The sequence below is a fragment of the Vibrio tarriae genome, assembly GCF_002216685.1.
In the GTDB taxonomy this organism is placed as follows: Bacteria; Pseudomonadota; Gammaproteobacteria; order Enterobacterales; family Vibrionaceae; genus Vibrio; species Vibrio tarriae.
Map to the genome: position 1 here is coordinate 2,685,559 of NZ_CP022353.1, position 25,601 is coordinate 2,711,159.

At 43.5% G+C, this 25,601-nt stretch carries 23 protein-coding genes; 10 read left to right on the forward strand and 13 right to left on the reverse strand.

The window, feature by feature from the left end; translation table 11 throughout:
* Nucleotides 1–18: 18 nt before the first annotated feature.
* Nucleotides 19–759: a sce7726 family protein gene (locus tag CEQ48_RS18100; RefSeq protein WP_089072165.1), complete on the reverse strand. Its 741-nt coding sequence runs from the start codon at nucleotides 757–759 to the stop codon at nucleotides 19–21.
* A gap of 170 nt (nucleotides 760–929) precedes the next feature.
* Here CEQ48_RS18100 and radC point away from each other — a divergent pair, with 170 nt between their 5' ends.
* From radC to CEQ48_RS18135, 7 genes are all read left to right on the forward strand, one after another.
* The gene (gene radC, locus CEQ48_RS18105) at nucleotides 930–1,403 is read left to right on the forward strand and encodes a RadC family protein (RefSeq protein ID WP_089072166.1); all 474 of its coding nucleotides are present in this window, start codon (nucleotides 930–932) and stop codon (nucleotides 1,401–1,403) included.
* The gene (locus CEQ48_RS18110) at nucleotides 1,400–1,837 is read left to right on the forward strand and encodes a DUF2787 domain-containing protein (RefSeq protein ID WP_198301203.1); all 438 of its coding nucleotides are present in this window, start codon (nucleotides 1,400–1,402) and stop codon (nucleotides 1,835–1,837) included. Before radC ends, CEQ48_RS18110 begins: the two co-directional genes overlap by 4 nt.
* A 49-nt stretch (nucleotides 1,838–1,886) precedes the next feature.
* Complete coding sequence (locus tag CEQ48_RS18115; protein ID WP_089072168.1) at nucleotides 1,887–2,330, forward strand: DUF2787 domain-containing protein; 444 nt, start codon at nucleotides 1,887–1,889, stop codon at nucleotides 2,328–2,330.
* Between the two features lie 3 nt (nucleotides 2,331–2,333).
* Nucleotides 2,334–2,510: a hypothetical protein gene (locus CEQ48_RS18120; protein WP_032477049.1), complete on the forward strand. Its 177-nt coding sequence runs from the start codon at nucleotides 2,334–2,336 to the stop codon at nucleotides 2,508–2,510.
* A 138-nt stretch (nucleotides 2,511–2,648) separates the two neighbouring features.
* Nucleotides 2,649–3,383 carry a WYL domain-containing protein gene (locus CEQ48_RS18125; RefSeq protein WP_089072169.1) on the forward strand — a complete coding sequence of 245 codons (735 nt, stop codon included), beginning with the start codon at nucleotides 2,649–2,651 and terminating at the stop codon, nucleotides 3,381–3,383.
* A 30-nt stretch (nucleotides 3,384–3,413) separates the two neighbouring features.
* Nucleotides 3,414–3,782, forward strand: coding sequence for a hypothetical protein (locus CEQ48_RS18130; RefSeq protein ID WP_089072170.1), 369 nt, complete (start codon nucleotides 3,414–3,416; stop codon nucleotides 3,780–3,782).
* A gap of 47 nt (nucleotides 3,783–3,829) precedes the next feature.
* Entirely contained in the window at nucleotides 3,830–4,057 is a 228-nt protein-coding gene (locus CEQ48_RS18135; protein ID WP_089072171.1) for a hypothetical protein, read from the forward strand.
* A 285-nt stretch (nucleotides 4,058–4,342) separates the two neighbouring features.
* On the opposite strand, the gene CEQ48_RS18140 is transcribed toward CEQ48_RS18135, so the two are convergent.
* The 10 genes from CEQ48_RS18140 to CEQ48_RS18185 form a co-directional block, all read right to left on the reverse strand.
* Complete coding sequence (locus tag CEQ48_RS18140; RefSeq protein ID WP_089072172.1) at nucleotides 4,343–4,852, reverse strand: hypothetical protein; 510 nt, start codon at nucleotides 4,850–4,852, stop codon at nucleotides 4,343–4,345.
* Between the two features lie 5 nt (nucleotides 4,853–4,857).
* Nucleotides 4,858–13,470 carry a two-partner secretion domain-containing protein gene (locus tag CEQ48_RS18145; RefSeq protein WP_232477864.1) on the reverse strand — a complete coding sequence of 2,871 codons (8,613 nt, stop codon included), beginning with the start codon at nucleotides 13,468–13,470 and terminating at the stop codon, nucleotides 4,858–4,860.
* A 16-nt stretch (nucleotides 13,471–13,486) separates the two neighbouring features.
* Nucleotides 13,487–15,217 (reverse strand): ShlB/FhaC/HecB family hemolysin secretion/activation protein, encoded by a 1,731-nt coding sequence (locus CEQ48_RS18150; RefSeq protein WP_089072173.1) that lies wholly within the window; start codon nucleotides 15,215–15,217, stop codon nucleotides 13,487–13,489.
* A 521-nt stretch (nucleotides 15,218–15,738) separates the two neighbouring features.
* Nucleotides 15,739–15,960, reverse strand: a complete 222-nt coding sequence (locus CEQ48_RS18155) for a DUF7683 domain-containing protein (protein WP_000273139.1) — start codon at nucleotides 15,958–15,960, stop codon at nucleotides 15,739–15,741.
* Between the two features lie 2 nt (nucleotides 15,961–15,962).
* Nucleotides 15,963–18,353 carry a T6SS effector antibacterial DNase gene (locus CEQ48_RS18160; RefSeq protein ID WP_089072174.1) on the reverse strand — a complete coding sequence of 797 codons (2,391 nt, stop codon included), beginning with the start codon at nucleotides 18,351–18,353 and terminating at the stop codon, nucleotides 15,963–15,965.
* A gap of 209 nt (nucleotides 18,354–18,562) precedes the next feature.
* Nucleotides 18,563–19,003 carry a ribonuclease HI gene (locus tag CEQ48_RS18165; RefSeq protein ID WP_005496785.1) on the reverse strand — a complete coding sequence of 147 codons (441 nt, stop codon included), beginning with the start codon at nucleotides 19,001–19,003 and terminating at the stop codon, nucleotides 18,563–18,565.
* Between the two features lie 80 nt (nucleotides 19,004–19,083).
* The gene (locus tag CEQ48_RS18170) at nucleotides 19,084–19,284 is read right to left on the reverse strand and encodes an AlpA family transcriptional regulator (protein WP_001211741.1); all 201 of its coding nucleotides are present in this window, start codon (nucleotides 19,282–19,284) and stop codon (nucleotides 19,084–19,086) included.
* Nucleotides 19,285–19,352: 68 nt separating this feature from the next.
* On the reverse strand, nucleotides 19,353–19,952 hold the full coding sequence (locus tag CEQ48_RS18175; RefSeq protein ID WP_024700458.1) for an inovirus Gp2 family protein: 600 nt from the start codon (nucleotides 19,950–19,952) through the stop codon (nucleotides 19,353–19,355).
* A 52-nt stretch (nucleotides 19,953–20,004) separates the two neighbouring features.
* Nucleotides 20,005–20,679, reverse strand: coding sequence for an inovirus Gp2 family protein (locus tag CEQ48_RS18180; protein WP_029825584.1), 675 nt, complete (start codon nucleotides 20,677–20,679; stop codon nucleotides 20,005–20,007).
* Nucleotides 20,680–20,740: 61 nt separating this feature from the next.
* Nucleotides 20,741–21,421 (reverse strand): inovirus Gp2 family protein, encoded by a 681-nt coding sequence (locus tag CEQ48_RS18185; protein WP_001102918.1) that lies wholly within the window; start codon nucleotides 21,419–21,421, stop codon nucleotides 20,741–20,743.
* 552 nt (nucleotides 21,422–21,973) lie between these two features.
* Here CEQ48_RS18185 and CEQ48_RS18190 point away from each other — a divergent pair.
* Complete coding sequence (locus tag CEQ48_RS18190; protein WP_232477865.1) at nucleotides 21,974–22,303, forward strand: hypothetical protein; 330 nt, start codon at nucleotides 21,974–21,976, stop codon at nucleotides 22,301–22,303.
* A gap of 3 nt (nucleotides 22,304–22,306) precedes the next feature.
* Here the strand turns inward: CEQ48_RS18190 and CEQ48_RS18195 are convergent.
* Nucleotides 22,307–23,484, reverse strand: a protein-coding gene (locus tag CEQ48_RS18195) for an IS3-like element ISVch4 family transposase (protein ID WP_089071069.1) whose coding sequence is annotated in 2 segments (ribosomal slippage) — nucleotides 22,307–23,226 and nucleotides 23,226–23,484 — 1,179 coding nt in all. Because the reading frame shifts where the segments join, the coding sequence is not laid out codon by codon here.
* Between the two features lie 248 nt (nucleotides 23,485–23,732).
* Between CEQ48_RS18195 and CEQ48_RS18200 the strand changes: the two genes are divergently transcribed.
* A complete protein-coding gene (locus CEQ48_RS18200; RefSeq protein WP_232060178.1) occupies nucleotides 23,733–24,119 on the forward strand; it encodes a hypothetical protein in 387 nt (128 codons plus the stop codon).
* Between the two features lie 700 nt (nucleotides 24,120–24,819).
* On the opposite strand, the gene CEQ48_RS20630 is transcribed toward CEQ48_RS18200, so the two are convergent.
* Nucleotides 24,820–24,942: a hypothetical protein gene (locus CEQ48_RS20630; protein WP_443289428.1), complete on the reverse strand. Its 123-nt coding sequence runs from the start codon at nucleotides 24,940–24,942 to the stop codon at nucleotides 24,820–24,822.
* Nucleotides 24,943–24,999: 57 nt separating this feature from the next.
* Here CEQ48_RS20630 and CEQ48_RS18205 point away from each other — a divergent pair, with 57 nt between their 5' ends.
* Nucleotides 25,000–25,539: a DEAD/DEAH box helicase gene (locus tag CEQ48_RS18205; protein WP_232477866.1), complete on the forward strand. Its 540-nt coding sequence runs from the start codon at nucleotides 25,000–25,002 to the stop codon at nucleotides 25,537–25,539.
* Nucleotides 25,540–25,601 lie beyond the last annotated feature (62 nt).

A 25,601-nucleotide genomic window follows, 5' to 3' on the forward strand; every position in this document is an offset into this window, starting at 1 on the left:
AAAAGGTGTGGCGTCCATTTAAGCGTTCGCCACAATTTTATTTGAGCAGTTCTTAGAGCCAAAGGTCTGATTTAACTCTTCTAAAGCTGAAATGAAGCTATCTATATCAGTAGATGTAAAATCTTTTTTCGGTAATTTTAAATGATCAAGAGCATCAGGGGTGCTCATGCCGGTTTCCAAATTTTCAAAAAAACTGTCATTTCTTGATTGATAGCGCCTTTTGATGAAGTCTATAGCAGCATTTCGAAGCTTCGACACTGCAACATTGTCCAACACTCTTTCCAAGGTTTTTCTTTTAACATTTGGGCTAGGGATCTGAAGGTTTCTAGACAATTTTTTCAACTCCACAGCGGTCATCATCTCGATAAACGCTTTCCGAGAGTTTACTTCTTTAATACGGCCTTTACGTTTAATCGTAATAACACCTTGGGATATCTCCCAAACTCCAACGTTAGAAGGAGTGAGCTCTAAAGCTTTTACAGTATGCCGAGGAGCTGTAACAACAATCACCTTATCAAAATATTCTTGGTATTTAGACACCTGACCTTCGAGCCTAATCAATGAATCAGAATCACTTTTGACCTCAAATGCAAATAGACGACTTGACTTGATGACAGCCAAGTCAACTCTGCGGGAAAAGTCTCCAACAGTAAATTCATTGATAATTAAATCTTGGGAGCTCAACTTCCAGTTTTCAATTAAGTAATTAATAACATTGGATTTTATTTCCGGCTCCAAGAATGTCTCTACTGCCGACATGACCCACTACCTTGTTTCACTTCCACTAAAACTCTGTTGAAGTATACAAAATAAAAGGAGTATTTTCATTCTTGTTCTAAGCCGATTTTGATACCAAAACTAAATCCAAAAATCTTCAGGCATATGTCATCAATGTGAATACCCATCATTGATTCCTACAGGAGCCTGAAATGAATCCCAAAACTTCCGATTACCAAAAGCAGCAACGCTATCAGGAAAATGAAATCCTAGAGCATGCCGCTGAAATACTGGCTAACCGCTACGTGCGTGGCGATGCCCTAACCAATCCTGATGCCACCAAAAAGTATGTGCGCTGTAAGCTAGGCAGCCATGAGCGTGAAGTGTTTGCCTTATTACTACTGGATAACCAAAACCGACTGATTGAGTTTAAAGAGCTGTTTCAAGGAACGGTGGATGCGGCCAGCGTCTACCCGCGAGAAGTGGTGAAAGCGGTGTTAGAAGTCAATGCAGCAGCGGTGATATTTGCCCATAACCATCCATCTGGAGACTCTACGCCGTCTCAAGCGGACAGACGCATAACCGAAAGACTCAAAGACGCTTTAGCTCTAGTGGACGTTCGCGTACTTGACCATATCGTGACAGGCGATAGCTGCACATCATTTGCTGAAAGGGGGTGGTTATGATTGAACAACATTATGGTGAGCTTTCTATTGATGATGTATTACATACATCATTGGAAGCCCTTTTGAATCAATACACTCTCCCAGAGAATGCCGAGAGACTCGTGCTGAACTGCCGTCAGGTGAGTTACTACCGACATCGACAAGGTTTGCATCCTATTGAAGTGCAGCTTAAGCGAGAGTCAGCCTCTAGCCCTTGGCTGGTGGTCTTCTTTGCCAGCTTCTCTTACCCCGATGACAACAGTACAACCGTTGAACCTGAGTTGTACTTTCATTTGGCTAATCGCTGGTGCTATCAACCCGATGTAGGAAGTACTGATTTATCCCACCCAGAGGTACAAGAGCTACTCTCGGTATGGATGAGAGCTTTTGCTCGCCACCTTTCCAGAAACGTCTTTGATGACGTGCAACTGACGATGGTCGGCACGTTCCAATAATTCTCACTCTGTATTTCTTATTTGAATCCTGAAACAAGGAGGACTCACTATGTCCAAATTAATCTTTATGGCATCCACACTACCTGTATCAAAGAAACTGCATAAGCTGTTAAGTGAGCAATTCACCGCTCACTTGCTGAGTAATGAAGCACTGACCACCAGCCGTTATCTGGTATTTAACTTTCGTGATAAAAGTTACAGCGTGGAAGAAGGCGGCTTCCATCCGGTTGAGATGGCGATTTGCCAAACCTCAACAGGAGAATGGAGCATTGAGTACATAACCGACTTTGCTTACATGGGGAACTACTATCCAGAGCTAGAACGCAACTTGGATTTTGATTTTCGGGTTGGGCAGTTCTTTGTTGCTTATCGTGGCTGGCTACCAATGCAAGGTAGCCGTGATGCTAAAGAGCTGTATCGGCTATGGGAGAATAACTTTCTTGCCTATGTCGATACGGACGCTTACAACGAGATAGCCGTCACCCCGCAATAACTCATGACTTCCCTTCTTCTACAAACCATCAAACTTGTCACTGCCCTCATTACGTTGTTCTCACTTTCTCCGTTCTTCGGTGCCATTGGAGCCCTATCCAGTTTAGGGTTTCTGGTGGTGCTGTTGATTGGGTTATTGGCAACCGTTGCAGAGCTCAGTGATAAGCGTAAGCCTCGTTAATGTTAATCGGCTCACGCTTTGGTGATGCCGATTGATGCTGTTTTCACCGTTGGACATTATGTGTCTGACCCACCTCTATTCTCCCGACATTAAATGTCCGACTCCGGTGTGGAGCTTTGATGTATTGAGAGCGTAGTCATGAGCAATAAAACCAGCATTGAAGGGTTATCCGCTTTGCTGCATACGCTGATGCTTATTCCTCAACATCGATGGATCACCGTTAGAGAGTTGCAGCAGCAGTTAGCCCTACTCGATATCCACCGCACCACGCGCAGCATTAAGCGCTACCTCGATGACATCATTGTGGACGTGTTTAATGTGGAGTGTGATTCGATGAGCATGCCCCATGTTTATCGGAAAACCTCAGAGCAATTACTGAAGCTCAACAAGCAGGAAATGCTCTATTGGCAACTGACCAACAAGTACTTACTACCGCTGGTTCCTGATGCACTGAATTATGGGAAAGGGTCCTCCTCGGAGAGAGACAAACCCTTGCCACACAAGGGTTCAGCACATTCAAAAGAGCAAGCATGGTTAGCCAAAGTACATGTGGCATTGCCCACGATTCGCGAGTGGAGTGACGAGCAACGGCAATTGTTGAATGCGGTACACACGGCGTTACTGCACAACCGTATGCTCAAGATATCTAGCCAAGTATTGCAGCAAGAGAAGGCGCTCATTGAGCCACTGGGACTCTCGGTTCAGTGTGACGCGCTCTTGCTGCTCTTTCGATTATCCGGTCAACACACGATACGTACCCTAGCCTTGCCTTTGATTGATGAGGCCAGTGTATCGACGTTTTCTTTTACCTATCCGACTGATTTCAATCTTGAGCGGTTCATGCGTGAACACGATGGAATCAGTACACCCTGAATTTCCCTCACCGATAAGGAGAGCACCGTTATGACATTAACCAACACCCTACTCCGATACGCCGCTATGACCATCCTGTTTATTGGACTTGCCGCCTGTGGCGACCAAGAAGAGACCCAAGCAGCAACGGCAGACATTGAAGTGTCGATATCGACTAACTCGCATTGGGAAACCTTGGTCTTTGACCTGCAAGCCATCACCGACAACACCGTAATTAGCGATGTGGTGATTAACCGTGGCAACTGCCGATTACCTGCGGGGACTACCTCTGAGCTATCAAGAAACGTTTCGTTAAAGTTCGGCCAAACCTACACCGGATACAGCAACAACTGCACCGTGGACAGCGTGAAAGAAATCGAAGTCACCTCCAGCGCTGGCACCTTTGTCTACACCTTCTAACTTTCAATTCCCAAATAACATACTCAACCAACTCGTAAGGATCAACTATGAACAAGTCACCTCTACTCATCACAGCAGCGTTAGTTTTCTCTGCCTCTTCCGCCTTTGCTGGTGGAACACTGGGCGGCAACCCATCAGCAGATTCGGGTGCAGTTAACGTCAGTGTAGGCAAATGCACTCAATACAAAATGGATGTGAAAGCGGCACAACAGGCAGGTAAGGATGCATCAACCATCACCGTTCCTGAAGGCTGTGAAGCAGTCAAAGAAAAGTAATACCTACCACCAGCGACAGTAAAAAATGACAATGGGGAGCAATAACGCTCCCCATTCTTTTTTTGTCTCAATGCGCTGATTTGAAAGTATATGTTATGTATAAAACATGTTTTCAACCCCAGAACACCCCGAATCACAGCCCTAATAGCGCAGGGGTTAACAATATATTTCCGTGGCTGATACAGTTGGAATTTGCTGTTTCTGGTGGCGAGAGAGGGTTCTGTGGTTGTGGTGGGTGGTTCTGGGAAAAGGGAAGCCACTCGGATGAGTGGCGCTGTATATAACTTAACTCAGTGGTTTGTCAGGTATGTTTACCGAGATAATACTAATTCTTCCAGTGTCTTTGTTATAGGTAATATGCAAACGATACGGTACATCAGGTAAGTCATCCCAACGGTCAGATATTACCCTTTGCTTATCTCTAGCCAACCTTTGCCACGATTGTTGTCCGAGTTTATTAACTACATCCTGACGAGTATCTGTGAACAATAGTCCGAAAGGTAATTTGCCTTTGTATTCAGAGTATCCATCTTTTCCTTCTGAATGAAAAAATAATCCTGAATAAAACAACTTTCCAGAACCAATAGGTAAGCTGGCTTTCCCAGCAAAGTAAGATTCATCAGTGAAGATTATACAGAGTCCAAATTCAGGATACTCAACATAAGCTCTATACTCATCATCATTAAGAGCTAAATCCTTTGGTAAGGATAAGTTTAATATATCAAAACCTGATTTTAACTTGCTATCACCACTGGCTTTTTCCATTAGAGATAACAGGAATAATGTATCAATCATTAGTATTAATCATCCAACTGGTCATTTAGGAAATCATCGTAATCATCATTAGTAATGCACTTTATCTTACTGCATGCGTCTTCTAAAACCGAAGTATTTTCCGGTGAAAGTTCCTTACTATTCTCAACCATAGCATCAGCATCACGTGATGCTGCTTTGTTTAGATCATTCGCATCCGTTTCTTGACGCTCACGGGTGTTCTTCGAGCCATAAGTAGGACCAGCTTTATGAACACCTGCAGGTACGGTTACCGTAAGTGCGTTATTTTCGATTCTTTTTATTTCTGATGGGGTTAAAGGTGATCCTTTTAACTCTTCTGCGCGACGCAATAAAGCCGCTTTAGATGGCTGATGATCTCTATGGATACTACCATCTCCTGTTACATTTTTAGAATCCTTGTATGTTTCTAACTTTCCAACTTCTAGCTTGTCCGTTTTTCTAGCGTCCACAACCAACAATGGATCAATGCCAGATTCAGCAGGTGATTCAGTCTTGCCTAACCCTTGCTCGGTTGTGACTACCGTTTCTGTTGAGGCATCGATGCTACCACCTACCTCAGTAACAGTAGATGAGTCATACCCTTCATCAATCGGATTAGTATAAGTTGTATTGTTGTTTTCAACTATCTTGCTGCCGCCAGTATTCGGTGAGATAGCCTTCGCACGCTCTTTAGCCAACTCAACAGCTTTAGGGTCATACTCATCAATTAAGCGGTAGATCTCTAGCTTGTCCTCAGTGCTTCGACTCTGGTCTTCAAGATCTTTTAATAGACTTGAAACCACTACAGCCTGCACATCCAGCTCTTTATCCGTTAACTTTGGATCTATCGTTAACATTTCATTTAGAGTACGACCAGCATTTTCAGCCGACTCTGAAAGAGTATCGTATATTGATGCTGCTACATCAGGATTGGCTTGTAGATAAGTTGCTGTTGCAGCTGTAACTGCCATACCGACTTCATATACCACAGGTACAGCGAAGATAAGATTATCGCCCTGACTCTTATCTAATCCGTTATATGCATAAGTATTGTTAACAACTGTACTACCTTTATTTCCAACATGGTTATTACTGCTCGCCATACCGCCATGACCATTAACACCTAATGCAATATCCGTGTAATCAGCGAAGTCTTCACCTATGCTCTCAGCATAGGTTTCCTGATCTTGTTTAGAGTATTTCTCGTTACCTCCTGTCTGATTATCAATGAAATGACTCATCTCATGTCCAGCGATCAGCACTAAACCTTTCGTATCATCCGTTTTTGTATCATTGATATACGATTTACCAGTCTCTTCAGAGTAGAAGCCCTGACGAACATCTTCCTCCTTCGCAATGATCTTGTTTTCATAACCCTCTGCGTCATAGCCCAGTGACTTAATCGCTGCATGAGTAAGTTGATCCAACATCTGCTCTTTGGTTTCCGCTGGAAGGTTAGGATCTTGCAGTTTAGCCGCTAAGGTCGGATCATCTGCAATTCTCTGTTTAACTGCGTTATAGATATTAAGTTGATTTCCTGTTTCAGAAATGATGTCTGCCATAGCTACACGCTCTGTCGTGATAGCTCGTTCAACACTTTCACGGAACATATCGGTGATTAAAATATCTTCAGCTATCTGGCTTCTACCTTCCTCAGTCAGCAGACGATGATCAATCGTGACATCAAAATCCCCTTGTTTACGGTCAACCGTGAACAGGTCTTTTTCTGTATGTTCGATATCGCGATTGAGGCGAGAAGTATCGTCGGAAGACTCTAAATCCCCAATGTTTAAGTTACCTTGGCCAATCGTTGCCAACGTCTTGCTCTTATCGTAACCAGATGTGTTTTTGTATTGAAGGGACGTTGAGTTATTGGTCGAATCCAGCTCACCATTATTTACACCTACACTGGTGTTAAGGCCTAAGCTTTGGTCCTGACTGTAGCTAGTATTGGAAAGATCAGCATAAGTTAATGAATCTGTGGTTAGGTTAAGTTTGCCACTATCTTTGCCCTCACCATCTAGAGCTGCAATGGTGGCGCCTTTAATATCTGTGTTGCCATCAACATTGATATCTAAGCTACCATTTGACGTTAAGCTGGTTACAACCGTTTCTTTGCTGCTTGTTCGTCCATTGGATGCATTGATACCTGAGCTGCCTCCTGTCAACTGTCCAGTGTCACTCCCTCCTGAAAGAGATAAGCCACCACTAACGCCTTGTCCTTTATTGCTAGAACTATGACGGTCTTGAACAGATGCGACATTCAAGTCACCACCGACATCAAGCGTTAAGCTCTCTTTAGCATCTACGGTTGCCCCTTTAATGTTAGTGTCTTGAGCAGAAGTAATGCTGATATTATCGGCGCTTAGTTGGCTGTTGTTGTGGGTTTTAGAGGATGACGTGCTTTGGCTTCGGTCAAAACTTGCATTGAGGTTAATGCCCGATGAAGCGCCATACACCGTCATTGAAGCTCCAACCTTACCGGATTGAGTTTCAGACTTACTACTGTGCGTATCTTGAGAAGCAGTGATATTCACCTCATTGGCAGCAAGGGACAGGGTGTCGTTCGCCGCGAGCTCAGAGCCTTGGATATTCAGTTGATTACCCGTGTTATTTCCAGCGCTTATCTTAATGTTTTGTCCACTTAACGTTGAGCCTACAGAGGTAGTCGTTAAGGTGCTGGAGTCAGTTTGGCTTGCTTCAATGTCTAAATAAAGACCTGCGTTGAAGCCATAGGTGCCCGAACTTTGTGCGGCGGCGGCTGTTTGCTGAACCAGCAAGGTCGTTTTGGAAGCGACATCTTCAGCAGCCAACGCCACGCCTGCGACATACCATGCTTCATCGCTTTTCACTTCGCTGATTAGGTCATTGAGCTCTTCTATATCTTCAAATGTTACGCCTGGCTTTTTGTCAGCGTACTCATGCTCTAACGTGCTCAGTGTTGACTCTAGAGAGCCGAGCCCTTTCTTGTACTGTTTATAGTTTTGCTCTGCCAGCTTGAGTTTATTTGTCGATTGCTGGAGTGCTTGCGCCGCTTTGGCGACTTCCACAGCTTGATGCTGAACAACCAAACTAGCTTCAGCTTTACCATGAATGTCTTCACGTTGTTCACTGAGTGTGTCCACCGCTTCTTTAATGGTCACATTTTCTTTGGCGGTCAGCGTTAAGTCACCTGATTGGTCTTGGTTTCTATCGGCAACCAACGTAGAGCCCTCGACCAAAATAGACGACTCAGCATCCACAGATAAGTTGTCACCTGCTGTAATGACACTCCCTTTATGGCTCAGCGCATCACTTTGCTGTTTAACTTTATCGTAGGTTGCATCACCGAGAGAGATTTTAACTTGACCATCGTCAAAGCTAACGCCATTGAAACCACCACCTAAACTGACGGACAGTTTTTCTTCACTTGAGAATGAATAAGTATCTTCTTTTGCCGCAAGAATGGAGACATCTCCAGTATCGGCAGTTAAGTCTATATTCTTATCAGCTTGAAGTTCGGAACCGATAACGGTCACTGAACCACCATTGACTAAGAGATTCCCACCTGACTGAATCACACTCGATTGGGCAGTAGAGCTCTGCTGACCCTCCCGCTTTTTCTCCATCTCAAACAGGTTACCACCGCTTAGGAAAGAGGTTTTTTCATTCCACTCTTGGCTCTGCTTGAGCACTTCTCCAGCGGCAACCAATACATTATTCACCGCATTTAAGTTAACCTCTCCTCCACTCGACACTTCACTGGCGATAACACCAATGTCATTACCTGCTTGGATATTTGTATTTCCTGAGTTAATCAAATAGCTGCTGTTAAGCAAAGTGGCATCATCAATGTTGCCTTGGTGGCTACCACTTAGCCCACCAAAGCCTTTCTTAATGGTTTCGTGACGCTCGAACTCTTTGTAAGTTTGAGCCGCCAAGGTAACATCACCATCAGCGGATAAATTCACTTCACCTCCAGCATTCAGGGAAGAGCCTATAACATTGATATTGCTGGCGCCACCTGCGGTAATCGCTGAATCTAAGTTTTGAGCTGTGATGCCAATATCATTACCAGCAGTAATAACACTGCCTTTCACCTGTTCTTGATAGGTTTCATTGATGGTGGTTTTGCTTCGACCAAAAGATTTCTTCGAGACAGTTTTGTCGTAGTGGTACTCGCTATCATTAACGGCAAGAATGTTGACATCACCCTTGGCTTTAAGATTTGCGGTTTGGCCTGCTGAAACCGTACTCCCTGATAACGTAATGTCGTTTTGAGCCTGCATAGAGACATTCTTGCCCTCAAGAATCGACCCTTGGTGCTGCTCACTACGATTTATTTCCGTGTAATTCGACCGATAGGTATGATCTGACTGTTTATTGAGTGCGGTTTGAACGGTAATATCATTACCAGCAGTCAAGCTAAGGTTCTCGCTTGATGTCACTTGGCTGGCGGTGACTGCAATATCTTGACCCGCACTCATCGTTAGGTTTCCACCGACTGTAATACTCGCGCCAATTTGAGAGGTTTCATCTTCCCCTTTTCGCCACCCTCGCGCAGTGACGTCATAGCCATGAGTTTCTTCTTTCGAGCTAACGATGAGGTCTTGCCCAGCATTTAAGCTGGCCTCTCCATTGGCTTTAATATCCGCAGCATGGTTTTCAATATTCTTACCGGCTTTAAGAGCCAAGTTCCCAGTTGAGGTAATGGTGGCCGTCTTACCGACATCCGTGAACGTTCCATGATTGCTGCCCAATGAAGCCGTGCTTGTTTTAACTCGAGTTTCATTAACAATGCTGCCATTGGTTGCTTCGAGTGAAACATCGTGACCTTTAATATCACCGCTTAAATTGATGATATTTTTCTTGGCCGTTAACGAAATATCCCCACCAACAATACTGCCACCAATATTGGTGATGCTGTTTGCGCTGTTTACGCCAAGACTTGAATCTGCTGATAATTGCCCGCTATTTTCTATGTCGCCAGCATCGATACTGACATTGGAACCGGCAATTTGAGCACCACTGCTCAAGTTATCGATTGTCGCCTGAGCTAAGTAGAGTTTAGGTGCTAGAACTCTCTGACCATTCACTTCAATCTCTTCATACCAAAGAATATCTTGAGTCAAACTGGCTATTTGAGTAGAAGAAAGTGCAATGCCCGCAGTCAGATTGAGCGACACTTTCTGAGAGGCCGCAGCATCCATCAGCTGTTGCATTTGGTCTAATTGACTACCGACTGAAGCATTTAAGTATTGTTGACCCGTTTGCTCAAAAATGGCTTGGCTGATAACACGTGAATCATAAAATGCATCACCTAAGAACTTAACATCGGTCTCTGGGTTAAAGCCCACGCTACTCATAAAGTAATCGGATCCTAAGAAGTTCCCCATATTGGTCAGCAGAGGGTTGGTCTCAATGAGATATTTTCCCTTAGGGTCAGGTGAGAGAATGAATAACCCATTAGGCGTACTCGGGAACACAAACTCAGGAAATGCAATATCATTCATGTTTGCAAAAGTAATGGTAGGGCCCATCACCGATGCCGATGGGGTCGCATTTAATCCGGACGCAGATTTAGTTGGCTGAACAGCGGTTGCGTTCGCCTTAAGCGTGGAGTTATTGACCTTGTTAGCAACATTAAGAGTTAAATTGTTGCTGGCAGTGATTGAGGAATTAAGCTGGCCCGAAGAGCCTGTTTTGACTTTGCGCACTGAAGCTCGAGAAAATGGAAAACTCGTTCTTGTCCAACTGCTATTCAATGTGTAGTCATAGTAAATTGTGAACTCATCAAACAAATAACCTTCATTTGTGAGCGTTCCCGAATCGATGGTAACGTTGTTCCCTGCAATTTGACTGGTTCGGTTGAGTACGGTTCCAGCGCCAATCACTAAGTTGTTTTGCGCTACAATGCGACCTACTGCGGAGGCAGATTTTAGTCGAGAGCCTTCTTTAAGGGCAATGACAGTGAAATGGGAATCTTCAGCTTGCACTGAATATTTTGTGCAAGTCCGACTGCCATCACTTGCCCCCCCGCCACAATCAGCATCGTATTCTATAACTGCGGGTTGGTATTCCGTATCAACAGCTTCGAATACGTTTGGAAACTCAGCTCGTCTGTCGTCAGTGGTCGTGCTTTCAACATCAATCATAGTTCGAGAATTGCTCAAGCTATTGGTATAAAGACCAATGTCTCCCCCCAAAGACTCAATAGTGCCAGAGTGGTTCGTTATGCTAAAATTCTTCTGTTTCGCTGCATTTTTGGCAATCAATAAGTCATGCCCAGCCACGATATCTGATGCATTGTGCAGTGTATTAGAATAAAGATGGGCATTATGTCCCGCATAGACAAGCCCTTGGTTATTAATCCCGCTTGCGGCCACTGTGGTGAAATCCCCAAGAGCAACCAATCCACCTTTATTAACTAACGAGCTAACTGTTAGGTTTAGATTATCCAATGCCTGAAGAGTACCTGAGTTATCGAAGTTGACAGCAGAAAGGGTGACATTTTGCCCCGATATCGTCCCTGACAAGCCATGAGTGAAGTTATTCGTTAATGAAACAGACGTATCACCGCTGGCTGTTAGAGTCCCATTATTCGATAAGCTTTGAGCAGACAAGTTTAAGTTTTGACCAACAATCACTTGAGCGTTGTTGGTGACCGATGACGCAGAGAGATTGAGATTCCCTTGCGTTTCGATATCGCTCTGTATGCCTAAATTTATTGTATCGATTTTTAAGTCACCAACACTGGTCATAGCTCCTTGCAGCTCAAGGGTATGAGCGCCAATAGTCAGCCCACCGCCTGAATGAATACTGCCTTTGTTCGAGACATCATTGGTATCAACAGATAACTGGTTGATGGCACTGAGCTGCGCTGGACTGTCAATGTTGACGATTGATGTGGAAGTAATGTCGAGCTGCGTGGCCTCTAGCTTCCCTGCCACATTGATTTTCTCACCAGTGACTTGAAGAGTTTGCTTCGCTTGAGCCTTACCGGATAAGTTTGCATTGCTGGCTGTGATGGAAATGTCTTGCTCAGCGACGAGTTGACCGCGTTGCTCTAACGACTCTGCGTTGACGACAATTTGATTGGCATTCGCTTCGCCCTCATGAGTTAGCGTGCCAGCATTAAGGGTGATGGTGCCATTGCTGGTCAATTGCCCCTTTTGAGTGATTTCCAGTGCATTAAGAGTTGTCGTGCCTGTTGATTGTAAATTGGCCTCTTGCCCAATATCTAATATCGATTGCGCCTTTACAGATAATGTATTGGCGGTAATCTGACTATCAAGATTGGCAGAGTTCACATCTATCTGAATAGAGTCTGCGGTCGTTGTGCCAGAGCCGACTAACGATAGCTGTTCTGCGTCAATATCTAACGTTGAGTTCACGTTAATCTCACCGTTATTTTCAATGACCTCAACATCTGTCAGTACAATATCACTCGCTGCAACTGCACTATTTGAGTCCAGCTTTAACGATGTAATATGCCCCGATAGCTTGCCTTTGGAGACAATCTCGCTTCCCTGCAAGGTCAGTTGAGCAGTTTTAATGTTAAGCTCAGCATTAGCCTTGACTTGATTGTTGTTTTTTATACCGCTGAACAATTGGCTGTTTTGAACCGATAAACCTTCGTTCACTGTCAACTCAACCAAATCCCCAGCAGTTACCGTTGTTTGATTCAGAGCTACTCTATCAGCACTAATCTTAAGTTGCTCTTGCGCAACTTGCTGGTTGGTTAGCGCCACATCTTGACTGCTAGTAATCTCTATATTTTTGGCGCTCTGAGCTGACGCAAGTTGCACTTTACCATCTGTAGTGAGCACAATGTCGCCCACATTCGACACAAGATTGCCAAGGTTTACCCCAACGCCATCTTCAGTCGCTACCAAAGAAATACGCCCTGCGTACATGCCGCCTAAAGAGGAAGAGTCAATGGCTAACACAGGTTTACTCGTAGGCTTTGGGGATTTTTCGGTCACTTGATGACTTTGATAGCTAACCTTGTTATTACCTGTAATGACCGACAAATCATTCGCATGGATACTCGCGTTAATTTCAGCCGTACGACTAATGATGTCAAAGTACGTTTGATTGGTCGCATCAAGACCTAACCCTTCGATGGTGACGCTACCCTTGGAAACATCAAAACCTGTCAGCTGCTCATTATTTAGCTCTGGAGTCCCTGTCGATAACGTCACTCGAGGTGTATTAATGAAACCACATCCGTCACAGGTTATGCCGTAGGGATTTGCTAATATGACATTGGCTTGTTGACCAAAGACTTCAGTATAGCCTTCCAGTTGGCTACGATTTGCGCCAGTAACTTCATTTAAAATGACATCAGCTGCTTTGCCTTTTAGATTCGGGTTGTTTTGTAAAATACCGCCAAGTTGAGATTGGCTAAGCTGAGCAGTCGAGTTATTAAGGATAAGCCCTTCAGGATCAACGTTAAATTGCTGATACTTATTATGTGATAAACCTTTACCATTAGGAGTGGCGATATTAATCACCTCAACCCCATTTCCGGCTTGAGTTTTACTGGTGTTAGCTGAGTTACCATCAATGACAACATTAGCAAGTGCAGGTTGAAGTGTTAGAACACCACATAACGTATACGTAAACCACACACTGCCTTGGGTTACTCGCTTATCCATAATCTACCTGCCAAATTTAAATAGAGAAATCTACGCGATAATAGACCACGTAATCATCAGCACTAAGCCTTGAAGGAACTTCAATCGGAAAACCGAATGTTAATGAACTAGATACGTACTTGGCCTGAGTCTGGAGTGATACACTACTGCCAAGCAATGAACCTTTCTCATAGGTATCTTTGCTATCTTCCACAATAGTGCCAGTATCAAGGGCGACCTGCATTGAAAGTAAGCCAATGTTAGACCATTGGCCTAATCGGTAGTTGATATCATTTCGCCAGTAGTAGCCTTCATCACCAGAAATTGAGGCACCCTTAAAGCCTCGAACGGAATATTCGCCACCAATGCTGAGTCGTTCACTGCCATATAGTGTATCGTTGCTCCACTGTGCAAAAATGGTGCTTGCAAGAGACAACGATGGCGTTATTGGATAGGCATAACTCCCTGCTAATGAGCCTTTAATAAACTGAGCTGTAGGTAGAGAGTCATCCTGAGATTGCGTTTTTTCCCCGCCAAACCAATCAGTTCCTAACGAAACCTTTGGCGACAAGCTCATAAAACCGCCACCTAAGCGAGTACTGTGATCCCAAGCAAGGGATGCAGAGGATACATTTCGAGACCCTGCTTCTAGTACGTTTCCTAGGATGTAGTTCTTTTCTCGGCGATGACTGATGGTAGTTTTCAGTGCAGACTTACTGACGTCATCACGATAAAAAAGCCATTTAAACTCTACGTCATGACTATTAGTTTTGCCTGATGAGTCAAACACAAAATCTTTATTTGTAAACGTGGTAGTGTAATTACTGTAAGAAGTTCGATAGCTAAAATTCCAATACCCCAATGGAATATCTAAACCAAAGTACAAACTTTCCGAATCTTTAGAGTTTATAAACGCCGCACTTTTGGTTGCTCTGAGACTCCACTGATCAAGCAACTTAAAAAAGTTTTCACCGGCTAAACTCACAGAAAGTTGCTCTTCTCCTGTAGATTCTTGTCCACTATTGTTAAAACCAGTACTTACGGAGACAAGACGTTTTTCCGCCGTTTGAATATCAACAATTGAATAACCCTGCCGTGCTGAAGGTAAAAGTTTAATTTGAGCGTTATATCGAGAAAGCCTGTTGATCTGATCAAGCCCTTGCTCAATATCCCTCAAATTTAATACAGTGCCAGAGATACTTGGCAATGCCATAGCTAAAAAGTCAGCTTTCTTGCCATTGAAGAGGACCTTTTCTACTTTCCCTTCGATAATAACAATCAATAAAATCCCAGAAGAAAGGTCTTGTGGCGTCATAAAAGCGCGTGATGTGATATAACCAGCTTGAATGTAATGATTGGATATTTTCCGTAGATACTCGTTGATGGTATTAAGTCCAATACATCCCGATTTAAACTCAGCAGCTTCAGTAAGCACTTGGTCGCTATAACGAGTATTGCCTGAAAAACGAATTTCTCTAACGTTAATACATTGTGTATCTTCGATAGGTTGCGATTCAGATATGACAGGAACAGGAACGAGTCCCTGAAGCGCATTAGTATTATTTTCAATTTGCTCTAAACGTTGTTTTTGTTCGTTTTCAATATCTTGTGCAGTCAACGGCCCCAAAGGCAATTTAGCTGCATGAGAAATATTAGAATAAAAAAATGCCACAACTAACACTAGCACGCAAAATCTTGGCCTCACGCCTACTTTTCGTTGTTCTGACTTCTTGTTAAATGAAAACACCCGAAAAATAATAGACAGCACCGCAAAAACTCATGAGATAAATGTAATATGTGTCGCATTTAACAACTTTTAGAATAAAAAACCAACACTCATTCATTGTAATGATAATTAGCTCACGCTTTGTAGCGTCTGGAGGACGACGATTGAGTCATTAAAACAATACAAACAACCACTTCAATAACGTACTCATACGCTACATTTAGCTTCAAATAGGTCGTTTATAAAAACGCCATCAATATCATATCTTTCCGCATCAACCGCTAGTGAATCGGCTATATCATTCCCTCTTACACCAGAATGCGCTATGACCTTTTTGACTTTGATATACTTTTCAGAGCGAAGATCATCGGCTGTCAAGCCATCAAAGAAAAGTAATATCTATCACCAGTGACAGTAAAAAACGACAATGGGGAGCGTAATTGCTCCCCATTCTTTTTTGTCCCAATACACCAGTTTGAAGGTATATGTTATCTGTTAAAAAAGCGGCATAACTCTTAAAAACAAGCAATCCAAAATATCCAATTCATGCGTCAAACACAAACCTAATCAATGACTTCACATATTGAGATGTCACTTTCAACCTTTTGAAAGGTATAGCCTACACAGGCTTCTATTTCAGATAATTGAGCAGGAGATACATCTGCACAATTCCCCTCTAAAGCAAACCCAAAAATCCTCAATACATCATCACCGGATAAACCTTTCAGCTCAATCTCCATTACAAGTTCTTCAGTGTCCTTATTGTAGAAATTCAATTCATACATAACTATTTCTCCACTTTTCTCTTCGGATCTTTAGGTTTAGTCTGCTCTCCTGTCTCATGGTCAAACTCACCTATATGGTTACCATTCTTATCATATACTTCCACTTTACCGTGTTGGGAATCCCATTCATAAATTCGCTTTTTATCTTTCCATCTCGGCCTTTTTTTGCCGCCACCTTGCACATATGTTTTCTCTTTGGCTTTTCTAGCTTCAGGGAATGCAGGTAATGGAGGATTGCCTCTTGGTGCTGGTACATAGTTAAGGTTCGTAGCTGAACCTGAACTAGGCTTGTTGAAAACGATATAGAGAGGAAGCAAGCCAGAATCCACAGGGAAAGTCACAATATACTCAGCAAGCTCTTCCTCGGGATAGAGCGCTGTACCTATCTCTTGTTCATGCTCTTCGATAGGACGAACCCAGATATTGTGAACATCGAGCTGATCATTTTCGGGCAATACAGTATCAGGTGTTAGTACATCCGTTGAGCCATCAGGTGTCCATGTAATGGTAATCCCATTATCTAGCGCAGCAATAAAGTGCTGTCCTTGTTGCACAGCCTCACGCTTCGCAACTCGCTCACCATAGGCACTACCCTCTCCCGTTTTGATTCCGACCACTTGCTGTTTACCATTTTCGTCCGTGTACATATTGAAACGTACACGCATAGTCGTAGTATCATTAGCCGCAAAATCTGAATTTCCGTCTAAGGTGCCATCACCAAGCTGAGACGGCCATAAGGCGGCCACTAGAAAGCCCCCCATTCGCGCAAAGCCTGCTAACGCTTCTCCTGAAATCGACCATGTGCCTATCGTATTTGTCGTACTGGAGCTAAGAATGCCAAGGTTCGTTGCTGCGCCATTTGCGGGGATCGCAAGTAGTGCCGTTTTACCATAATCGGTTGCTTTAGAAGCCGTGGTGATAGTGGTTAAGTTCGTAACGGGCAATTCTTTCTCGAACAGACTATCGCTGTTTATCGCCTTAAACTGGGTTCCTGAGATAAGCGAGTCAGAGTGATCATAATGCGTGTTCGCCAAGCAGCTATAGGTGCAAGGGGAAAACGGAGGTAAATCGGTCGCTTTTTCTGGAGTGCTCTGGTCTTGTTCGACGGCCTTAACGGTCAGCGTATCCCCGACTTTCAATGACATCGGATCGGCATTGTACTGTGTGTTCAAATCCAGTAATTGTTTCGCCGACAAGCCATATTGCTCTGCAATGGCTCCCCATGATTCTCGTTGGTTGGTTTTAGAATCCGTCCCAACAGTATGCGTTTCTGGTTTGCTCTCAGCTTTCTCCGTTTCCGCAGGCTGAATGGTTTGTCTTTCTGCGACAGGCTGCTTGGGCGAAGCAAGCAATTCGTTGATATCGAGCTTAATACCATGTTGGGCCAACCAGTCATCATTGAGGTTGTCGAGCTCTTCTCGGGTAATTGGCTGTTCAAGATAAATCAGATGTTGGTTTTCAACATCTTTACCTTCGAGCTTCCAGTAGACCAGAATGGCACTTTGATAGATGTTGTACCCTTGCTCATCATTGAGCTGCTCGTGAGTGGAACGTGTCGCGTAGAAGGCACACTTGCCATTTCCAAGCAGCTTGTACTCTTGAACTAAGCGGCCATTGTAAAAATGGTAGTAGTAACCTTCTGTTGGCAGCCCCAAACGCTCACCAAGCTGCACTGAGGGAACAACTGGGATAAAGGCTTCTCGCACTACACCAGAGCCTATAGGCTTCACCTGCACATTGTCGGGAACGCTAATACCCAGAGCATTGGACGCTACTTTAGCGACTAATTTTTTCGGTTCATCAAAGGCGGTATGAGCCGTATATTTTGTACCGTGCTCGGTTGCCTCCGTCTGCCAACGGCCAATCAGGGATTCTTGTTTGGTTTTCGCCAGTTCAAACGCATACCCCACGCTTTTTCTAAACGTCTCATCCGAGCAAGCCACTTCAAAGCAATATTCGTATTGCAGTTTTGGTGGTGCATCTGAGGTATCAGGTTTTACGGGCTCAGGAACGTAGGTCTCTTCAATGTTAGGCGCATAACCTGCGGCGCTTTGAGTGGGCGCAGCACTGCCAGCCGCACCGCCTGACATTCTCGTTCTGGACAGGTAGGCACTTTTCGCTTCTGGCGATAACACCTCTTGCCCTTCCGCCGACAAGCTCCATGATTTGCTCATGCCATCTCGGAGCATCACAGGCTTTGAAGGGGAATCCGTCAATAGTGCTAACTCACCACTTTTCAGCTTATCCATAAAACTGGAATAGCTCATCCCCTGAGGGAGTGCTGAGCCTAACGCTCTTTCGTCCAGCCTACCAATGTCACCTTCAACCTGACCAAACTCATATGCCATCAGTTCGGTTAACCGTACCACTCGATAACCCACAGTTAAATCCATCCGCTACTTTCAATGGATGTATTCTACCTAACCAGTGGGAGTTGCAGGATTTATAACCATAAGTTCGGTCTACCAATTGCAGACATTGTGATTTTCACCCACTACATCCAAACCTATTGATAATGATTTCATCATTAACCAACTTGACCCAAACAAAAAATAGGGCATAGCTTGAGAGGTGTTACCCTCCCAAACTATGAATTCTTGTATTAGTCAGCTTCCGCAGCTTCAACCGCCAACAGGTCAGCTCTTTCATTCCCTTCAATGCCCGAATGTGCTTTGACCTTAAATACCTCGACATACTTCCTAGAACTCAACTCGTCCACTTGTTGCCAAAGCTGGCGGTTTTTAACCGGTTTCTTATCCGCTCGACGCCAACCTCGGTCTTTCCAATCGTCCATCCAGATGTTGAAACCTTTCACACAGTAATCGCTGTCCGAATAGATAACATCCCCATCTTCTGCGTATTCCAATGCTTCAATTAAGGCCAGTAGTTCCAACTCAGCATTGTCGGTTTTTCGATTGATGGTAAAACTCTCTTCATGAACAATCTCATTGTCTTCATCCATAACCACCAGCCCAATGCCACCTCGTGTACATCCGTGTTGGTTGTTTGGTGCAGCGCCGTCTACGTAAATTGAATAGCTCATTGTTTATCTCTCTAATTGTAAAAAGGGCGCATGACTTTGCTTAGCCAGCGCCTCGTTGATGATGTGATTTGATGTTTGTGTTACTGAAAAGATTCTTGGTTATCTCGCAGTGCTAGACGTTGCTCCATCCATTCCTCTATTTCACTTTCGACCCAAGCTACCGCTCGTCCGCCGAGTGGGACACTCTTCGGAAAATCGGTTTCATCAGCCATGAACTTATAGATAGTGGAGCGGCCTAACCCTGTTAATGACATCACGTCTTTAAGTCGTAGAAATCTCATGGGAATTGTCTCCTCTTGTATATACCCATGGATAAGCCGCCACTGTAAAAAAGTGCAGTCGGCCTAATCTAATCTAGGCTAGAGCCAAAGCAGTAACGCTCTTCTTTCCACGCTTCAGCAAAGCTACTCAGACGGTGGAAGACACAACGCTTTATATTGGTATCTTTGCTCTTACAGCGTGTTCCTAGTCCATAGTTCCCTCGGTCGTTAAACAAGATCATTGATCGCTCTTTGCCTTTGTAGTGCTTTTCTATCGCTTCCTTCCAAGCTGTTTTTAGATGATCCACAAGCTGATTACTTTTATCCCAACAAATGGCAGGGCCGAAGTACTGACTATCATCAAGAAACAGCATTACTCGGTAGTTATGTGAAGGGGTTTTATCAGCTCGCTTACGCCATATATAAGGCAACGAATCGGCATCGATTTTCTCTTTCAGAATGTCAAAGTAATCATTAAGGATGCTGAGATCGGTGTCTTGATGATCTTTAGGCAGGTATAAATCCAAACGCATCGCAAGAGTACGTTGATACTGAGTGAGAGCCTGATCAAAGACCTTATCCATCGTGGTAAGCGCTGATTCATAAAGTCCCTTATTGCTGTAAAACAATGGATAATCTTTAAATGTTCTAGCACGAGTAATGGTTGGAAGGTGGGTTGTGTTCGACATGGGTAATACCTCTCAGAGTGTGAATGACATAGGCATTGCTCGCTCTGTATTTTTAAGGTGAGTCGTGACTGCAACCAAAGCTCTTGTTGGGGTGAGCGTTCCGGTTGGCAGTGGGCTTCGCTAGACGACTGATTCGATAAAAAAACTCGTTTAACTGTAACGGGAACACTTGAGCGTCAGACAACAGCTCAAAACCTTCATTCGTAGGAGAGTAGGCTAATCCAGAGCATGGTTGGCTGTAATAATCTTCAACCACCCTATCCCATGTCTTCCTCACTTTTTTGTAGAGAAAACGTCCCCAACCCTCTCGTCCAGTGCCGAAGTTTTGAAAGAGATCCCTATCAAAGAGCAAGATAAGATGATGGTGATCGCTGGTGGATTCACTGGCTTTCGTCCAGATATAGCGAATGACCGTTTGCTGGTATTGATAAGTTCTGTCGGTGTATTTGTCTCTACAGAGCTCATTAGTCTCCGATTCTAAAATACGAAAGAAATGGGCAAACACCGCTAGGTAATCTTCCCCGAAGTCACTCGGTAGGTTTAGGTTGATGTGAACAGCAAAGATTCTTGGGTATTGGTTTAGTGCTTCAGTCAGCACTCGGTCTATCTCCTCTAGGTATTCGAGAACGAGACCATCCTTGTGGTAGTAGAGTGGCTTTCCATTAAAGGTTCGGTCATGAGTGATGGTGTGGACTCTTTGATGAGCCTCGTTGAGTTGATGAATCATGATTGGTTCCTGTGGTTTGTTGTGATTCCCACAGGAACTGGTACTACCGTTACTTTTTAAGCTACTTATGACTATGACCGAAATTTCGTCTACCGCTACCAAAGTGCTTAGTGTTCTCTTTTGCTAGATAGCTAATGTGCTTGAAGAACTCATCAAACGCATCATCAAAGTCATCAGTGTTACAATTCAAGCGGTGGATAACCACACTGTCGCTATTCTTTCTCTTTGAAAAATGAACCAGTCCATTGGCTTCCTCGTAGTCGACACCAGCCACCCTCGCCCATGCCTCTACGATAAAAGAGCCTAAGTTCTCCTGTTGTGTTTGAGTTTTACCCAACCAGTTAAATCTATCTTTGTTGAACATGAGTACTAGGTGATAGTGGTCGTTTATCGAGCTAGAGCGCTCCCTCACCCAAGCAATCCGCACTTTGCAGGGATGCACTCTAGCACTCCCTTCTCTTTTCTTTCGTTTTCCGGAGTGATCAATCTGCGACTGTAACGAGCGTAGAAAGTCGGTCATGACATTACCGCTCTTTTCATTGTTCCTTAGCTTAGGAAACCTCAAATCCACTCGAATAGCCATCAGCCGAGGATACTCGCCCAATGCGAGATCAATCGTATCGTGCATTTTCTCTAAGTAGTCGATGTAGAGTGGACCGTGCTCGGTCTGGATAGGTCTACCCAGAAACGTTTTCTTGTTGGTCAGTCTGAGGTTTTTGTTTTTTCTAGAACGTACATTCATTCCTATCTACTCCGGTGTTTAGGTTCATAGATAGGTCTGTGTCGTTAATTTTTAATTGCGTACTGTGAGTCACTATGGTGACTCAGTTGATGAGCTTATGCCGATGTAATGGGTGTATTGATAGGGTAGATATGACTGTAATAATACTAACCAGACAGACAATGTAAAAAACTGCTACGTATACATTTCCTGCCCATCTAAAGGGGCAAGTGCTAGTTAACCATCAACATCTAGGCACTGAACAATGGAAAATCGATGTCCTCTCCCCACTTTCGAATCCAAGTAAGTTACAAGTTAAATGACAATCCGTTGAGCTAGTAAATGAAGAGAGAGCTCATAATGCCCACGACTTCAACTGCAATCCATCACTCCAAAACAACCCCACGCATCCTCATTTATTGTCAAAAACTTCAGTTCATACGTTTTTACTTCTGGAGCTTACTCACATAAAAAGTGAAAAAACCATTTTACCTATCTTATTGATTCTTAATCGGACTACACTAAAATATATAATATAATCTGCTAGACAAACAACGGCTAGAGGTCCTTATAATGGAAGAAAGTGAAAACCTAAATCTGGAAAAGAATGACACTCATCAGCTACACAATTTCATCAATCCGTACGATAGGGAAGGCGGATATATTTTGTTTTCTGGAGGGTATTCAAAAGAAGAAAAGATCGATAGGAAATCCTACTCTCCTATTCGTTATTTGATGATGAAAGATTGGCATGAACTGAAGTCAATACTGCCATACTTCACTCCTTATGCTGATACTTACCTTCTTCCTTCTTGTCCATTGAGCGAGTCTAAGTTTCGCTCAAATGTTATCTCAAAAGATCTTGTTGAATATAAAAACATCTACAACTTTTTCGAACTGTAGTGGTCAACTAAAATTGGCCACGGTTTTAGAGTTTTCCCAATATAATCGTTCTGATTCATTGGGAGTTAGACCACCGTTATACTGATGTGGCCTGAGTTGGCAGTAATATCCGATAATGTAGCGGGTGATCTCTTGTTGAGCCTCAGCGAAGCTACGATAGCCCACAGTTGGCACCCATTCCGTCTTCAGACTTCTAAAGAAGCGCTCTATCGGCGCATTATCCCAACAGTTTCCTCGGCGAGATAAACTCTGTTTTATTTGAAAGCGCCACAGTAATTGACGGTATTTACGGCTAGTATAATGACTGCCTTGATCGCTATGGAACATGACACCTTTTGGCTTTCCGCGAGATTCATAGGCCATAGACAGCGCTTTACCTGTCAACCGACTATCAGGCGACAAAGACATTGACCAACCGATCACTTTTCGGGCAAAAAGATCGATAACGACCGCTAAATACATCCACCGATTACCTGTCCAAATATACGTAACATCGCCAGCCCAGACTTCATTTGGAGCCGTAACAGCAAATTGACGACTTAAGTGATTTGGAACGTCAATATGTTCTTGTGAAGCCTTTCTGTAACGATGCTTTGGTTCTTGGCAGCTCACTAAACCAAGAGTTCTCATTAGCTTTGTTGCTCGGTATCGGCTCAGCTTTACACCCTGATTTGTGACTATATCTGCAATGGTTCTCGCTCCCGCAGAGCCATTGCTTGCGGCGTGAGCCTCGCTAATCAAGCTGCGCAGTTTTATTGTTTCCGCATTAATTAACGCTGGGCGTTTAAGCCAATAGTTATAACTGCTTCGATGAACATTGAAGATTTCGCATAATATTTTTACGCTGTGGCTCTGCTTGAGTTTCTTGATTATCAAAAATTGTTCAGTGAGTCCGACATCAAGAGAGCCGTGGCTTTTTTTAGTATTTCATTATGCTCTTCAAGGCGAGCCAGCTTCTTTTTCAATTCCCTAATTTCTATTTGCTCAGGGGTCATAGGTGAAGCTTTCGGTGTTTTCCCTTGGCGTTCTTCTCTAAGCTGGCGAACCCATTTATCCATCGTGGACTTGCCCACATTCATGGCTTGGGCTGCTTCCGTCACTGAGTAATTTTGGTCTAAGACTAGCTGCGCTGCTTCTAACTTAAATTCTGCGCTAAATAGTCGTCTTGTACGTTTTGTCATAATGTCACCTGTTAACTTATGAGGTGATGATATCACCTCTAACTAAGTGACCAAATTCACTATGTCACTACAAACAAAGAGACGACATTGGGCAGCAACGTAAATCAACCCTGATTAGCCTGTGTTTCCTGTTAGCGGAAAACTATGTATTTGAGTTTGGAGGTATTCCGAGGGGTATAAAATGGCTCGCTGCTCGCTTAGGGACCAATAGCCGAAAGATCACTGACTGTATAAAATCGCTCGTAAAGATGGAGCTAATCATTTTTCATAAGAAAAGAGCGGATATCGACAGCGTAACTCTACCGTGCTTCATTGAACCTACAAGGACATTTCTATTCACTTTTACATCTTTATTCGTAGAGGATAAGACAAAAGAAGAATCTGGAGAAAAGGCGACTCATCGTGAGAAAAATTACCAAAAAAGAATGAGTATCATCGCCAAAAAAGAGTCCATCTATACATCTAAAGATGAAAGCTCAAATACTTCAAGCATTGACTATTATCTTTATGGTAAGGAGGGATTTTTCTGGTACCAAAACCAGTTATACACGCTGAAAGTGAATCTGTTGAAACTGGTAAGAGATCCACAAGTGGATGATGCAGTTAAAGTCCACGCTTATCGCATTTTGCTCTAGAAACACAGATGAAACATTCCTGTATTAGTGTATGTTTTCTTGCTAAATCTTACAGATCGTACTAGAGGGTTAACATCCGTCAAAGGCAATAGATTTACCTTGGAGTGCAAAGATTATCCACACCCACACGCCAATAAAAATGAATATCATTTACATTTATATCATACCAAAATCTACCTAAATGGTAACTTATACGGATAATGTGTAAATCATTAGATATCCACCAACTGTTAAATGCGGCGACATCTCTATTCGCAGTAGTAGACAAAGGCTGGGGGCTGAATCTCAAGACAGTACGTAAAAAATGTGATATTACCTAGATTAGCACTGGAAGACTCAATCATCAAAAGTAAAACTATTGTTAATGTAAAAACGCGATGATTTAAACCAACTGGGTAGTATATTGGGTAGTAAGATCCTGAAACACACAAAACAAAAAACATAAATTACTGTTTTTAAAAAATAAAAAATAAACACTCAACGAACAGATCCAAAACATCGAATAGGTTCGTGGGTAGAAAGTTACCCGTCCAAGAATGTCTTAAAAGCCCTGTTATTTGTTTGTAAATACAGGGCTTTTTTATTTTCCCCGTCCAAATCGGTTTGCAGATGTCCGTTACCAACTACCTGTTTAGTAGTGGGCAGAATGGTGAGTAAACTTTAACGATTTCTTAGGAATCGACATGCGATTAAGCTCGATTTAACGCTGAGCAACCCAGCCACAGCCTTTACCGTAGACGATGCCGGTAGCATGAAGTCCAGTAAAGATAGGATGCTCAGCAAAGAGGAAATTCACTACGCCTTTAGCGTGTTTCATACCCATTTGAACAGTTTTGGCCGCAATAACTACCTCACTTGATGCCTGTTTTTGGTATTAGGCGTGCGCAAAAGCGAACTTTGCGTAGCGCTCACAACGAGCGGCCAGTACAGACATTCTCCCCAGAACAAAAAGCCGCCTTCTTCAGACAACGATGTACCAACAGCAGAACTAATAACAACAGATGAGCGCCCAAAAGTAAGCAATGCCTACCGCTGGCTCGTCGATAATGAACAGCGCACGTCAAAAATCATCTCAGACGCCTTTCAGTGTGTTCAAAATGGCAGACATCCATTAGTTCTTACAGAGCGCAGAGAGCAAGCTGACAATCATCTGCAATCGGTTCAAGTCATCGTCGCAACAGGAAAATATGTAGGCGAAGGATTTGACCTGCCAAGACAGGATACGTTGTTTTTGGCGATGCCAATCGCATGGAAAAGTACATTGGCCCAATATGCTGATCGTATTCATCGTGAAGCGGAAGGAAAAACACAAGTAACCATTCACGACTATGTGGACTGCACCCTCCCAATGCTGCAACGCATGTTTAAAAAACGCGAGAAAAGCTACAAGGCAATCGGGTACGTCACCAATTTTGCTTAGCTGAGCCAATACTATTAAGGTAGACTTATCACGATTTTAAACGACTCTAGTCTTTTATCAGG

Excerpts from the sequence above, each read along its gene's own strand:
- CEQ48_RS18120 (WP_032477049.1), top strand. The coding sequence starts at position 2,334 with ATGACTTCCCTTCTTCTACAAACCATCAAACTTGTCACTGCCCTCATT.
- CEQ48_RS18200 (WP_232060178.1), top strand. The coding sequence starts at position 23,733 with ATGGAGCTAATCATTTTTCATAAGAAAAGAGCGGATATCGACAGCGTA.
- CEQ48_RS18160 (WP_089072174.1), bottom strand. The coding sequence starts at position 18,353 with ATGGATTTAACTGTGGGTTATCGAGTGGTACGGTTAACCGAACTGATG.
- CEQ48_RS18190 (WP_232477865.1), top strand. The coding sequence starts at position 21,974 with ATGGAAGAAAGTGAAAACCTAAATCTGGAAAAGAATGACACTCATCAG.
- CEQ48_RS18170 (WP_001211741.1), bottom strand. The coding sequence starts at position 19,284 with ATGAGATTTCTACGACTTAAAGACGTGATGTCATTAACAGGGTTAGGC.
- radC (WP_089072166.1), top strand. The coding sequence starts at position 930 with ATGAATCCCAAAACTTCCGATTACCAAAAGCAGCAACGCTATCAGGAA.
- CEQ48_RS18185 (WP_001102918.1), bottom strand. The coding sequence starts at position 21,421 with ATGAATGTACGTTCTAGAAAAAACAAAAACCTCAGACTGACCAACAAG.
- CEQ48_RS18130 (WP_089072170.1), top strand. The coding sequence starts at position 3,414 with ATGACATTAACCAACACCCTACTCCGATACGCCGCTATGACCATCCTG.
- CEQ48_RS18110 (WP_198301203.1), top strand. The coding sequence starts at position 1,400 with ATGATTGAACAACATTATGGTGAGCTTTCTATTGATGATGTATTACAT.
- CEQ48_RS18115 (WP_089072168.1), top strand. The coding sequence starts at position 1,887 with ATGTCCAAATTAATCTTTATGGCATCCACACTACCTGTATCAAAGAAA.
- CEQ48_RS18175 (WP_024700458.1), bottom strand. The coding sequence starts at position 19,952 with ATGTCGAACACAACCCACCTTCCAACCATTACTCGTGCTAGAACATTT.
- CEQ48_RS18155 (WP_000273139.1), bottom strand. The coding sequence starts at position 15,960 with ATGTATGAATTGAATTTCTACAATAAGGACACTGAAGAACTTGTAATG.
- CEQ48_RS18100 (WP_089072165.1), bottom strand. The coding sequence starts at position 759 with ATGTCGGCAGTAGAGACATTCTTGGAGCCGGAAATAAAATCCAATGTT.
- CEQ48_RS18135 (WP_089072171.1), top strand. The coding sequence starts at position 3,830 with ATGAACAAGTCACCTCTACTCATCACAGCAGCGTTAGTTTTCTCTGCC.
- CEQ48_RS18145 (WP_232477864.1), bottom strand. The coding sequence starts at position 13,470 with ATGGATAAGCGAGTAACCCAAGGCAGTGTGTGGTTTACGTATACGTTA.
- CEQ48_RS18125 (WP_089072169.1), top strand. The coding sequence starts at position 2,649 with ATGAGCAATAAAACCAGCATTGAAGGGTTATCCGCTTTGCTGCATACG.
- CEQ48_RS18180 (WP_029825584.1), bottom strand. The coding sequence starts at position 20,679 with ATGATTCATCAACTCAACGAGGCTCATCAAAGAGTCCACACCATCACT.
- CEQ48_RS18140 (WP_089072172.1), bottom strand. The coding sequence starts at position 4,852 with ATGATTGATACATTATTCCTGTTATCTCTAATGGAAAAAGCCAGTGGT.
- CEQ48_RS20630 (WP_443289428.1), bottom strand. The coding sequence starts at position 24,942 with ATGGGTATGAAACACGCTAAAGGCGTAGTGAATTTCCTCTTTGCTGAG.
- CEQ48_RS18165 (WP_005496785.1), bottom strand. The coding sequence starts at position 19,003 with ATGAGCTATTCAATTTACGTAGACGGCGCTGCACCAAACAACCAACAC.